The organism is Streptomyces sp. A1136 (assembly GCF_004795055.1).
In the GTDB taxonomy this organism is placed as follows: domain Bacteria; phylum Actinomycetota; class Actinomycetes; order Streptomycetales; family Streptomycetaceae; genus Streptomyces.
Map to the genome: position 1 here is coordinate 137030 of NZ_SSBJ01000017.1, position 12371 is coordinate 149400.

General features: G+C 72.0%; 10 protein-coding genes. 8 read left to right on the forward strand and 2 right to left on the reverse strand.

The window, feature by feature from the left end; translation table 11 throughout:
• Positions 1-142 precede the first annotated feature (142 nt).
• The gene (locus tag E6R62_RS18530) at positions 143-1228 is read left to right on the forward strand and encodes a branched-chain amino acid aminotransferase (RefSeq protein ID WP_136214572.1); all 1086 of its coding nucleotides are present in this window, start codon (positions 143-145) and stop codon (positions 1226-1228) included.
• Positions 1229-1627: 399 nt separating this feature from the next.
• Positions 1628-2065: a hypothetical protein gene (locus E6R62_RS18535; protein WP_136214573.1), complete on the forward strand. Its 438-nt coding sequence runs from the start codon at positions 1628-1630 to the stop codon at positions 2063-2065.
• Positions 2066-2169: 104 nt separating this feature from the next.
• Here E6R62_RS18535 and E6R62_RS18540 read toward each other — a convergent pair whose 3' ends face one another.
• Positions 2170-3621 carry a cytosine permease gene (locus E6R62_RS18540; protein WP_136214574.1) on the reverse strand — a complete coding sequence of 484 codons (1452 nt, stop codon included), beginning with the start codon at positions 3619-3621 and terminating at the stop codon, positions 2170-2172.
• Between the two features lie 155 nt (positions 3622-3776).
• Between E6R62_RS18540 and ureA the strand changes: the two genes are divergently transcribed.
• From ureA to E6R62_RS18570, 6 genes are all read left to right on the forward strand, one after another.
• Positions 3777-4508, forward strand: coding sequence for an urease subunit gamma (gene ureA / locus E6R62_RS18545; protein WP_136214575.1), 732 nt, complete (start codon positions 3777-3779; stop codon positions 4506-4508).
• The gene (locus tag E6R62_RS18550) at positions 4505-6241 is read left to right on the forward strand and encodes an urease subunit alpha (RefSeq protein WP_240801744.1); all 1737 of its coding nucleotides are present in this window, start codon (positions 4505-4507) and stop codon (positions 6239-6241) included. Before ureA ends, E6R62_RS18550 begins: the two co-directional genes overlap by 4 nt.
• A gap of 44 nt (positions 6242-6285) precedes the next feature.
• Positions 6286-7332, forward strand: a complete 1047-nt coding sequence (locus E6R62_RS18555) for an agmatine/peptidylarginine deiminase (protein WP_136214576.1) — start codon at positions 6286-6288, stop codon at positions 7330-7332.
• A gap of 34 nt (positions 7333-7366) precedes the next feature.
• Complete coding sequence (locus tag E6R62_RS18560; RefSeq protein WP_136214577.1) at positions 7367-7984, forward strand: TetR/AcrR family transcriptional regulator; 618 nt, start codon at positions 7367-7369, stop codon at positions 7982-7984.
• A gap of 415 nt (positions 7985-8399) precedes the next feature.
• Positions 8400-10031: a citramalate synthase gene (gene cimA, locus E6R62_RS18565; RefSeq protein WP_136214578.1), complete on the forward strand. Its 1632-nt coding sequence runs from the start codon at positions 8400-8402 to the stop codon at positions 10029-10031.
• Between the two features lie 76 nt (positions 10032-10107).
• Positions 10108-11454, forward strand: coding sequence for a hypothetical protein (locus E6R62_RS18570; protein ID WP_136214579.1), 1347 nt, complete (start codon positions 10108-10110; stop codon positions 11452-11454).
• Between the two features lie 48 nt (positions 11455-11502).
• Here E6R62_RS18570 and E6R62_RS18575 read toward each other — a convergent pair whose 3' ends face one another.
• Positions 11503-12126 (reverse strand): YceI family protein, encoded by a 624-nt coding sequence (locus tag E6R62_RS18575; RefSeq protein ID WP_136214580.1) that lies wholly within the window; start codon positions 12124-12126, stop codon positions 11503-11505.
• Positions 12127-12371 lie beyond the last annotated feature (245 nt).

The following is a 12371-nucleotide window of genomic DNA, read 5'->3' on the forward strand; positions in this document are numbered from 1 at the left end:
CCCTGGGCCGCATCACCCCGTTTCTCCGAGGGCACCTCGCGCGCGATAATCGAACGCGAGGCCGCGGAATACGGGGAAGCTCGGACGTCCTAGTACGCGTGAGCGCGGTCCGCCATACACAAACGGTGAAGGACAAGCACTCATGACGACGCCCACGATCGAGCTGAAGCCCTCCTCGAACCCCCTGTCCGACGCGGAGCGCGAGGCGATCTTGGCCAGCCCCGGGTTCGGTCGCCACTTCACCGATCACATGGTGACGATCAAGTGGACCGAGGGCCGCGGCTGGCACGACGCCGAGCTGGTCCCGTACGCGCCGCTGTCGATCGACCCGGCGAACATGACCCTGCACTACGCGCAGACCATCTTCGAGGGCCTCAAGGCCTACAAGCAGCCCGACGGTACCGTCGCCACGTTCCGCCCCGAGGCCAACGCCGAGCGCTTCCAGGCCTCCGCGCGCCGCATGGCGATGCCCGAGCTCCCCGCCGACCTGTTCATCGCCGCCTGCGACGCCCTCATCGCGCAGGACCGCGCCTGGGTGCCGGACTCCGGCGAGGCCTCGCTGTACCTGCGTCCGTTCATGTTCGCCTCCGAGGTCGGCCTGGGTGTCCGTCCGGCCAACGAGTTCCTGTTCATGGTCATCGCCTCGCCGGCCGGCGCGTACTTCCCCGGTGGCGTCAAGCCCGTCTCCGTCTGGCTCTCGGAGGAGTACGTCCGCGCCGTCAAGGGCGGTACGGGCGCGGCGAAGACCGGCGGAAACTACGCGGCCTCCCTGGTCGCCCAGGCCCAGGCGGCCTCCCACGGCTGCGACCAGGTCGTGTGGCTCGACGCCGTCGAGCACCGCTGGATCGAGGAGATGGGCGGCATGAACCTGTACTTCGTGTACGGCGACCGCATCGTCACCCCCGAGCTCACCGGTTCGCTCCTTCCGGGCATCACCCGCGACTCGCTCCTCACCATCGCCCGCGACCTCGGCTACACCGCCGAGGAGGGCCGGATCAGCACCGAGGACTGGAAGCGCGACAACGAGAACGGCACCCTGACCGAGGTGTTCGCCTGCGGTACGGCCGCCGTGATCACCCCGGTCGGCTCGGTCAAGTCGGAGCGCGCCGGCTGGACGCAGGGCACCGGCGAGCCCGGCGTGGTCACCATGCGACTCCGCAAGGCGCTGCTGGACCTCCAGACCGGCCACACCGCCGACACCCACGGCTGGATGCACCCGCTCGGCTAGGACGACAGGGCCCGGGGCGAGCCCCCCTCGACGAGGTCCCGGCCGGGAGGCCGGGGCCTCGTCGTGCGTCCGGGGGCCGCCCGCGCCGTCGGCGCGGGCGGTGCGCGGCAGCGGGCAGTCCCACCCGAACGGCTCATCCCGGCGCCGCTCTCGGGGAGGCGCTCCGGGGACGCCGCGATACCTGGGGGCCCTCGGCCGCCGGGCCGTTCGAGTCCGGACGTCGCCCCGTGCGGGTGGGGGACCTGCCCGTACGCGGATGCGGGGTGCGGACCGGCGTGCGAATTTGGTCGCGCCGCCGATTCGGCGCCGGACACCGGCCCCGGCGGCCCGGTACGCCCCTCCCATCGGGGGTGGACCCCTCGTGCGCCGGCGGCTCGTGCCGGCGGAAAGGCGGATCCCATGAAGCGGTTCGTTGCCTCCGGCCTGATCTGCGCGGCCGTGGTGCTGGGCGCCTCGGCATGCTCCAGCAACGACGAGACCCCGGAGGAAAAGGCCTCGAAGGCCGGCGCCGAGCTCTGTACCAACCTGACCCAGCTGAAGTCGGACAATGCCGCGCTCAAGGCGTTGAACCCGGCCACGGCCACGAAGGACCAGATGCAGAAGGCCTACGACGCGGTGCAGACGGACTGGAAGAACGTCAAGGAGAACACCCAGACCATGAAGTCGGCCGAGCGGGACGCCGTCCAGTCGGCTGCGGAGAACCTCAAGAAGGCCTACGAGGGGCTGCCCGGCGACACCACGGGCAAGGAGGCCCTGACCCAGCTCCAGCCGCAGATCCAGCAGCTCGACGCCGCGGCCACCCAGGCGGCCACCGACCACCACTGCCGGACCGGCTGACGGGCAGGGCGGGACGGGCCGCCGACGGCGGCGACGACCGACGGCGCGGGCCCCGGGGAGAGGAATCCCCCGGGGCCCGCGCCGTACGTCGGCTTCGGCCGGTGTCAGTCGACGGCCACCGAGACCCCGACGCCGGCCGAGACGGCCGTCCCGTCGAGCCCGGCCGGCTCGGCGGCGGCCGCCGTCCGGAATGTCAGGGCCAGGTACACCAGGCCGCCGACCAGGCCGGACAGGACGAAGGAACAGTCCACCCCACCGGTCAGGGCCAGCAGCGGGCCCTCGTAGAAGGGGGTGGTCACGGCGAGCAGGCCGACGCCCGCGCCGATCGCCCAGGCGGCGGTGGCCTGGACGTTCCAGCCCGCCCGGTACCAGTAGATCCCGCCGACCGAGCGGCGGTTGAAGACCTGGAGCGCGTCGGCGTCGTACTGCCCGCGGCAGCGGACGTATCCGATCAGGGTGATGACGGCCCACGGCGTGCCGATCGCGGTCAGCAGCAGGACGAACGAGGTCATCGCGGACTGGACGTCCCACTCGAAGGAACCGATGAAGACGAAGGCGGTGGCGACGGCGGCGGCGATCACGGTGGCCTTGGTCCGGGTGGCCTTGGGGACGATCGCGTCCAGGTCGAGGCCCATGGAGTAGAGCATCAGCCCGGCGTTGCCCACCGAACCGGCCGCGGCCGCCGCGAGCAGCGGGACCAGGTACCAGAAGGGCGCGGCGTCGACGAGCGGCCCGGCGTAGTCCGCGCCGGCCTTGGCGGCGAGCGCCGTGTACGTGCCGAACAACTGCGGGATCAGCAGACCGATCGCCAGGCCCAGACACGTGCCCCAGAAGACCTTGCGGGAGCTGTGCCGGGTGGGGGAGATGTAGCGGGTGTAGTCGCCGAGCAGGGTGATGAAGGCGACGGGACCGCTCAGACCGGCGGCGACGGCGGCCAGCAGCCAGGTCGGCCAGAACGAGCCGAGCAGGTACGAGGTGCCGGTCGGCGCGGCGGTGGTGAAGTCGGGCGCGTAGGCGTAGAGGCCGATGGCCAGCAGGATCACCATGCCGATGGAGAGCACCTTGCTCATGCGCAGCAACAGGCGGTAGCCGAAGACGGCCCCGACGACGGTGAAGGCGGCCAGCACGCCGTACATGACCGCGTGGGTGAGGCCGGTGTCCGGGAGCCCCACCAGCCGCGCCAGGGTGCCGACCATCACGTCGCCACCGATCCACAGGGTCAGGGCGGTGTAGCCGAGCGCGAGGAGCAGGCCCACGATCGAGCCGACGAGCCGTCCGCGGACGCCGAACTGGGCGCCGCTGGAGGTGGAGAGGTTGGTGGCCGTCCGCAGGGAGACCAGCGCCAGCGGCGCGGTGAAGACGATGCCGACGAGGGTGCCGGTCACGATGGCCGTGAGCGAGGGCCACAGGCCCAGTCCGAAGGACGGGGGCAGCCAGCCGAACACGATCACGCCGAGGCAGAGATTGGAGCCGAGCAGGATCGATATCAGGTCACGGGGACCGCTCGTCCGCTCCTCCTCGGGAATCGTGTCGACTCCGCGCTGTTCGATGGGCATGGGGGAGCTCCCTTGGCAGGGCGGGGATGAGTGCACTTTGTTTGAGCGACATTCAATGTGCCCTCATCCCTGCCCGGAGGTCAATGCTTCATTGCGGGGAAATGAAGAGTTAGAGTGATGCTCTAACCCATTGACTCAAAAGGTGGTGGATCGGCGTGCGGCTGACCCCTACGGAGCGTGACCGGCTGCTGCTGCGCGGCGCGGCGGAACTGGCCAGGGCCCGGCGGGCCCGCGGCCTGAAGCTCAACGTCCCCGAGGCCACCGCGCTCATCGCGGACACGGTCTGCGAGGCGGCCCGCGACGGCAAGCGGCTCGCCGAGGCCATCGAGGAGGCCCGAAGCGTGCTGGGCCCCGAGGACGTGCTGCCCGGCGTGTCCGACGTGGTCACCGAGGTCCACGTCGAGGCCGTCTTCGACGACGGATCGCGCCTCGCCGTGGTCTCCTCGCCGATCCGGGGCGCCGTGGGCCTGGGCGCCGACGCGCCCGGCGCGGTCGTGCCGGGCCCGGGGGCGCCCCAGCCGGAGCCCGTGGTGCACCTGCGGGTGCGCAACACGGCCGCCGTGCCGGTCAGCGTCACCTCCCACTTCCACTTCTTCGAGGCGAACCCGCGCCTGGACTTCGACCGGGCCGCTGCCTACGGCATGCGGCTGTGCGTGCTCGCGGGCTCCTCCGTACGGTTCGACCCGCACGGCGAGGCCGAGGTGGGACTGGTCCCGATCGGCGGCGAGCGCGTGGCCATCGGCTTCGCGGGGCTGGTCGACGGGCCGCTGGACGCCCCCGGCGCCAAAGCGGAGGCCCTGCGCCGCGCCGCCGCCTGCGGCTACCTGGGCGCCGGCGAACCCGGGGACGCGACGACGGACGACTCGACGGACGGAGACCAGGCGTGAGCAGGCAGACCAAGCACAGCGACCACTGCGCGCCGGGCGCGAGCCGGCACATCGACCCGCACGAGTACGCCTCCGTCTTCGGCCCCCGCGCCGGCGACCGGGTCCGCCTCGGCGACTCGGGCCTGACCGTCCGCGTCGAGCACGACGCGCAGAAGCCGGGCGACGAGTTCCTGGCCGGCTTCGGCAAGACCGCCCGCGACGGCCTGCACCTCAAGGCCGCCGCCGTCCGCGACACCTGTGACGTGGTGATCAGCAACGTGCTGGTCATCGACGCCGTCCTCGGCGTCCGCAAGGTGTCCATCGGCATCCGCGAGGGCCGCATCCACGCGATCGGCCGCGCCGGCAACCCCGACACCCTCGACGGCGTGGACGTCGTCGTCGGCACCGGTACCTCGATCGTCTCCGGCGAGGGCCTCATCGCCACCGCCGGCGCCGTCGACACCCACGTCCACCTGCTCTCCCCGCGGGTCATGGAGGCCTCGCTCGCCGCGGGTGTCACCACGATCATCGGCCAGGAGTTCGGCCCGGTCTGGGGCGTCGGAGTCAACTCCCCCTGGGCGCTGAAGCACGCCTTCAACGCCTTCGACGCCTGGCCCGTCAACATCGGTTTCCTGGCCCGCGGTTCCTCCTCGGACGCCGCGCCGCTGGTGGAGGCCCTGGCCGAGGGCGGCGCGAGCGGGTTCAAGGTCCACGAGGACATGGGCGCGCACACCCGCGCCCTGGACACCGCCCTGCGGGTGGCCGAGGAACACGACGTACAGGTCGCCCTGCACAGCGACGGCCTCAACGAATGCCTCTCCGTCGAGGACACCCTGCGCGTCCTGGACGGCCGCACCATCCACGCCTTCCACATCGAGGGCTGCGGCGGCGGTCACGTCCCCAACGTGCTCAAGATGGCGGGCGTGCCGAACGTCATCGGCTCCTCCACCAACCCCACCCTGCCCTTCGGCCGGGACGCGGTCGCCGAGCACTACGGCATGATCGTCTCGGTCCACGACCTCAAGCCGGACCTGCCCGGCGACGCGGCCATGGCACGCGACCGCATTCGCGCCGGGACGATGGGCGCCGAAGACGTCCTGCACGACCTGGGCGCGATCGGCATCACCTCCTCCGACGCGCAGGGCATGGGCCGCGCCGGCGAGACCGTCCGGCGCACCTTCGCCATGGCCGCCAAGATGAAGGGCGAGCTGGGACCGCTGGCCGGGGACGGCGAGGGCGACGACAACGCCCGCGTCCTGCGCTACATGGCCAAGCTGACCATCAACCCCGCCATCGCCCACGGCCTGGCCCACGAGATCGGCTCCATCGAGGTCGGCAAGCTCGCCGACATCGTGCTGTGGCGCCCCCAGTTCTTCGGCGCCAAGCCCCAGCTGGTCCTGAAGTCCGGCTTCCCGGCGTACGGGGTCACCGGCGACCCCAACGCCGCCACCGACACCTGCGAACCGCTCGTGCTCGGGCCGCAGTTCGGCGCCTACGGGGCCACCGCGGCCGACATCTCCGTCGCCTTCGTCTCCGCCGCGGCGGCCGCGCTGGGCTCCGACCAGATGCCCACGCGCAGGCGCCGGGTCGCCGTGCGCGGCACCCGTGGCATCGGCCCGGCGGACCTCCTCCTCAACTCCCGGGTGGGCGCGGTCGACGTCGACGCGCGCAGCGGCCTCGTCACTCTCGACGGCGACCCGCTGCGCTCCGAAGCGGCCGATTCGGTCTCGCTCAACCGCCTGTACTTCCTCTGACAGCCACCAGCTTCCCGTAGCAGACAGCCTCTAAGGACCCCTCCATGACCAAGCCCGCTGCCGACGGATTCCGCATGCCCGCCGAGTGGACGCCCCACGAGCGCACCTGGATGGCCTGGCCCAGCCCCAACCCCACCTTCACCAACGAGCGGGAGCTCGCCGAGGCGCGCGAGGCCTGGGGCGCCGTCGCCCGCGCCGTGCGCGCCCACGAGCCCGTGACGCTCGTCGTCTCGCCCGGTGACGCGGAGGGCGCCCGCGCCATCGCGGGCGCGTCCGAAGGCCATGAACTGGTCATCGTGGAGCGGGAGCTCGACGACGCGTGGATGCGCGACATCGGACCCACCTTCGTCACCGACGGTGCGGGCGGCCTGGCCGCGGTCGACTGGACCTTCAACGGCTGGGGCGCCCAGGAGTGGGCCCGCTGGGACCACGACGCGAAGATCGCCCGCCACGTCTCGGATCTCGTCGGCACCCGGACGTACAGCACCCCGTTGGTCAACGAGGGCGGCGCCATCCACGTCGACGGCGAGGGCACCGTGCTCCTCACCGACACCGTGCAGCTCGGCGAGGGCCGCAACCCCGACTGGACCCGTCGGCAGGTCGAGGAGGAGATCCACGCCCACCTAGGCACCACCAAGGCCATCTGGCTGCCCTACGGCCTGGCCGGGGACTACGGCACCTACGGCACCCAGGGCCACGTGGACATCGTCGCGGCCTTCGCCCGCCCCGGTGTGGTCATGGTCCACAGCCAGCCCGACCCGGCCCACCCGGACCACGAGCGCTGCAAGGCCATAGCCGCCCTCCTGCGCGCCTCCACCGACGCCCGGGGCCGCCTCCTGGAGGTCGTCGAGATCCCGGCGCCGACCGTGCTGGAGGAGGACGGCGAGTGGGTCGACTACTCGTACATCAACCACTACCTGTGCAACGACGGGGTCGTGCTCTGCTCCTTCGACGACCCGCGGGACGAGGAGGCGGCGGAAATCTTCCGCGCTCTGTTCCCCGAGCGGACCGTGACCCTCGTTGACGCACGTACGATTTTCGCCGGGGGTGGCGGTATCCACTGCATCACCCAGCAGCAGCCGAAGGTCTGACCCGGACGGACGGACCCGATGTGAGGAGACGCCCATGGCGGCGGGTGGAGTACGGCCGGCGCGGAAGAACGCACCGCCGCGCGAGGACGTACTCGTCGCCGCCATGGCCACGATCGCCGAGCGCGGCCTGGACGGTCTGACCATGGCCGGTCTGGGCCGCGAGGTCGGCATGAGCAGCGGCCACCTCCTGTACTACTTCGGCAGCAAGGACGAACTGCTGCTGCGCACCCTGGAGTGGAGCGAGGCCGCGCTCGGCACCGAACGACGGGCCCTGCTCTCGCGCGGCGGCACCGCGCGCGAACGGCTCGCGGCCTACGTGGACCTCTACGTCCCCGACGGCGCCCGCGACCCCCACTGGACCCTGTGGCTGGAGGTCTGGAACCGGTCGCAGAACGCCGGGCCGGCGGAACGCGAGCGGCAGGCTGCCATCGAGGGCGCCTGGCACCGGGACCTCGTGGCGCTGCTCGCCGAGGGCATCTCGCGCGGGGAGTTCCGGCCGGTGGACGCCGACCGCTTCGCGGCCCGGATGCGCGCCCTGCTCGACGGGTTCAGCATCCAGGTCGCCGTCGGCCTGCCCGGGATAGGGCGGGGCGACATCCTCGACCACGTGAGGGAATTCGTGGACCAGACGCTGGCGGCTCCGCCGGTCTGATCCCGCGGGCGCCCGAGCGACCCCGGGCCCGATCGACCCCGCGCCCGACCGCCCCGAGACCCCGATCCGCCGGCCCGCTATCCACCGACCCCCGATCCGCCGAGACCCGCCCGCACCGCCCCGCTCGCATAGTGAGACGTCGGTCCGCGCGCGTGGACCCCTGTGGCACACTGCGGGCGTGCCTGCTCAGCTCATGATTATCGACAGCAGCGCGCCGGTCCGCAGTGGCCGCTGAGCCGTGGAACAACCACGGGTAAGCGGCCGCCGTGCCCCAGACCCGCGCGCAGACCTCTCGCACCCGCGAGAGGTTTTTTCGTTTCCCGGCCCATTCCTGCCGGGGCCCGGCAGCGCGCGATGATGGGGGCAGTGGATCCCCGGTCTCCGGAACCACTCATCCGACAGGAGTCAGACCAGCATGACGACGACAGAGGCCACGAAGCCGACTGAGCCGCAGGCAGGCCCTGCCGACGGCTTCCACGTCTTCGACACCACCCTGCGCGACGGCGCCCAGCGCGAGGGCATCAACCTCACGGTCGCGGACAAGCTGACGATCGCCCGGCACCTGGACGACTTCGGGGTCGGCTTCATCGAGGGCGGCTGGCCCGGCGCCAACCCCCGCGACACCGAGTTCTTCGCCCGCGCCCGCGCCGAGATCGACTTCAAGCACGCGAAGCTCGTCGCCTTCGGTGCCACCCGCCGCGCGGGCGGCACGGCCGCCGCGGACCCCCAGGTCCGCGCCCTGTTGGAGTCCGGCGCGCCCGTGATCACCCTGGTCGCGAAGTCCCACGACCGGCACGTCGAACTCGCCCTGCGCACCACCTTGGACGAGAACCTGGAGATGGTCCGCGACACCGTCTCCCACCTGGTCGCGCAGGGCCGCCGGGTCTTCGTCGACTGCGAGCACTTCTTCGACGGCTACCGGGCCAACGCCGAGTACGCGAAGTCCGTGGTGCGCACCGCGTACGAGGCCGGCGCCGACGTCGTCATCCTGTGCGACACCAACGGCGGCATGCTCCCCGCCCAGATCTCCGCCACCGTCGCCACCGTCCTCGCGGACACCGGCGCGCGGCTGGGCATCCACGCGCAGGACGACACCGGCTGCGCGGTGGCCAACACGCTGGCCGCCGTGGACGCGGGCGCCACGCACGTCCAGTGCACCGCGAACGGCTACGGCGAGCGCGTGGGCAACGCCAACCTGTTCCCCGTCGTCGCCGCGCTGGAGATCAAGTACGGGCGCCGGGTGCTGCCCGAGGGCGCGCTCGCCGAGATGACCCGGATCTCGCACGCCATCGCCGAGGTCGTCAACCTGACGCCGTCCACGCACCAGCCGTACGTGGGTGTCTCCGCCTTCGCGCACAAGGCGGGCCTCCACGCCTCCGCCATCAAGGTCGACCCCGACCTGTACCAGCACATCGACCCCGAGCGCGTCGGCAACACCATGCGGATGCTGGTCTCCGACATGGCCGGCCGCGCCTCCATCGAGCTCAAGGGCAAGGAACTCGGCGTCGATCTCGGGGACGACCGCGCGCTGATCTCCCGGGTCGTGGAGCGGGTCAAGGAGCGCGAGCTCCAGGGCTACACGTACGAGGCCGCCGACGCCTCGTTCGAGTTGCTGCTGCGCGCCGAGGCCGAGGGGCGGGCCCGCAAGTACTTCCGGGTCGAGTCCTGGCGCGCGATCGTCGAGGACCGTCCGGACGGCACCCACGCCAACGAGGCCACGGTCAAGCTGTGGGCCAAGGGCGAGCGGATCGTGGCGACGGCCGAGGGCAACGGCCCCGTCAACGCCCTCGACCGGGCGCTGCGGGTGGCGCTGGAGCGGTTCTACCCGCAGTTGGCCAAGTTCGAGCTGGTGGACTACAAGGTCCGCATCCTGGAGGGCAAGCACGGTACGGAGTCCACCACCCGGGTGCTGATCTCCACGACGGACGGCGCCCGCGAATGGTCCACGGTCGGCGTGGCCCCGAACGTGATCGCGGCCTCCTGGCAGGCCCTGGAGGACGCCTTCACCTACGGTCTGCTGCGCGCCGGGGTGGAACCGGCCGAGTAGGCGCGCGGCCCGGGCGGGCCGGTGGCCTCGTGTGCCGTTCACCCGTGCGAGGGGCGATTCGGGTAGCGTCGTAGACATGAAGACCAGGCTTATGTCCGTATTGTCCGGTCTATTGCTGGGGCTTCTCGCCTTCGCTCTCGTGGGCGCACCGCAGGCGTCCGCGGACACCGGGACCGCGGCCGTCGCGCGGGCCCTCAAGCAGGGCCCCGTCTATGTCGACCCGCGCGCCGAGGCGCAGTTGCCGAAGGCGCAGGCGGACGCGCTGGCCCGGAAGATCGAGAAGGCCGGGAAGCCGGTCTTCGTCGCGGTCCTCCCGGCCACGGACGAGTTCCCGCCCAAGGGGCTGCTGAGCGCCGTCCGCGCCCAGACGGGCATCACGGGGCTGTACGCGATCCGCCTCGGTACCGGCTTCGACGCCGGGGCCGACTCCTCCGTCATGCCCCGGGTCGCCGTACGCAACCTCACCGACGCCGTGAAGGCGGGCGGGCCGGTCGACGCGGTCACCGAGCTGAACAACTTCGTGGACCAGGCCCTCACCCAGGCCAAGGGCAGGGCCCCGGCCTCCTGGGGCGGCACCGCCGCCGACCACGGCACCCCGGTCGGCGGCCTGGTCGCGCTCGGCGCGGTCGTCGTGCTCGGCGGCGGCGGCGCCTACGCGCTGGTCCGGCGCAACCGCAAGAAGAAGGAAGAGGCCCGCCGCGAGGCGATCGCCCGTCTCGGCGTGGTCGTGGACGAGGACATCACCGCCTTCGGCGAGGAACTCGACCGGCTGGACTTCCGGCCCGGTGAGCCCGGCGCCGACGACGCCATGCGCGCGGACTACGGCCGGGCCCTGGACTCCTACGAGCGGGCCAAGCAGATCATGGCCCAGGTCCGGTACCCGGAGGAGGTGCAGGGCGTCACGCAGGCACTGGAGGACGGGCGCTACGCCTTGGCCCGCCTCGACGCGCGCCGCCAGGGCCGGCCGGTACCGGAGCGCCGTGCGCCCTGTTTCTTCGACCCGCGCCACGGTCCGAGCACGGAGGACGCCACCTGGGCCCCGGCGGGCGGGGTGGCCCGTACCGTCCCCGTCTGCACGGCGGACGCCGTGCGGCTGCGCGACGGTCTGGACCCGGCCGTGCGCACCGTGGACACCGACCACGGGCCGCGCCCCTACTACGACGCGGGCCCGGCCTACGGCCCCTGGGCCGGCGGGTACTTCGGCGGAGGCATCCTGCCCGGTCTGCTCGTGGGCACGATGCTCGGTTCGCTGATGTCCGGTCCGGCGTACGCCTCCGACTTCGGCGGAGTGGGCGGCGGGTTCGACGGCGGTGACGTGTCGGGGGCCGACTTCGACCCGGCCGACTTCGGCGGCGGGGACTTCGGCGGCGGTGGGGGCTTCGACGGGGGTGGCGGCGGGTTCGACGGCGGGGGCGGCTTCTAGGGCTCGGGGCCCGGGCCCGGCCGCCCCCCGGTATCGCCGACGGCCGGCTCAGGCCTGCTTGACGGCCGAGACGTCGAAGGTCAGCTTGACCTTGTCGCTGACCATCACGCCGCCGGCCTCCAGCGCGGCGTTCCAGGTCAGGCCCCAGTCGGAGCGCAGGATCTGCGTGGAGCCCTCGAAGCCGACGCGCTGGTTGCCGTAGACGTCGGTGGCGGAGCCGTTGAACTCCAGGTCGATGGAGAGCGGGCGGGTGACGTCCTTGATCGTCAGGTCGCCCGTGACGCGGTAGGTGTCACCGCCGAGGGCGGCCGCACCGGTGGAGCGGAAGCTCATCAGCGGGAAGGTCTCGGCGTCGAAGAAGTCGGCGCCGCGCAGGTGGGCGTCGCGATCGGCGATGCCGGTGTCCACGGAGGCGGTCTTCACCTCGATGGTGGCCGTCGAGCGGGACGGGTCGGCGCCGTCGAGGTGGAGGAGGCCCTCGTGCTCGGTGAAGGCGCCCCGGACGTTGGTGACCATGGCGTGCCGGACGGTGAAGCCGATGCTGCTGTGGGCCGCGTCGATGGCGTAGTCGCCGGTGAGGGCCGCGAGCGCGGGGTCCACGTCCAGGGTGGCGACGGATGCGGCGGTGGTGGCGTTGTCCTGGTTGGTGGTGCGGCGGGTGAAGATGCCCATGATGACTCCTCGGTCGACGGTGCGAAACTTTGTTTAAGTTTCAACGACAATGACGCTAAACCCATTCCGTTCAAATTTCAACCTCTTCGTCAGTCGGGGCGTGATTTGTAGGATCTCCATAACGGGTGACGCCCGGGGCTGGTGGAGTTCGCGCCTCACCCGGCGGTTCTGTCCGGGCCGCACAGCGGATCGCTCCGGAGACTGTGCGGAACCAACGGAGGGTTTTCGGCCCGTCACTTCGTAAG

Coding starts and splice junctions, on each gene's coding strand:
- E6R62_RS18575 (WP_136214580.1), bottom strand. CDS start 12,126: ATGGGCATCTTCACCCGCCGCACCACCAACCAGGACAACGCCACCACC.
- E6R62_RS18560 (WP_136214577.1), top strand. CDS start 7,367: ATGGCGGCGGGTGGAGTACGGCCGGCGCGGAAGAACGCACCGCCGCGC.
- E6R62_RS18530 (WP_136214572.1), top strand. CDS start 143: ATGACGACGCCCACGATCGAGCTGAAGCCCTCCTCGAACCCCCTGTCC.
- E6R62_RS18570 (WP_136214579.1), top strand. CDS start 10,108: ATGAAGACCAGGCTTATGTCCGTATTGTCCGGTCTATTGCTGGGGCTT.
- E6R62_RS18540 (WP_136214574.1), bottom strand. CDS start 3,621: ATGCCCATCGAACAGCGCGGAGTCGACACGATTCCCGAGGAGGAGCGG.
- E6R62_RS18535 (WP_136214573.1), top strand. CDS start 1,628: ATGAAGCGGTTCGTTGCCTCCGGCCTGATCTGCGCGGCCGTGGTGCTG.
- E6R62_RS18555 (WP_136214576.1), top strand. CDS start 6,286: ATGACCAAGCCCGCTGCCGACGGATTCCGCATGCCCGCCGAGTGGACG.
- cimA (WP_136214578.1), top strand. CDS start 8,400: ATGACGACGACAGAGGCCACGAAGCCGACTGAGCCGCAGGCAGGCCCT.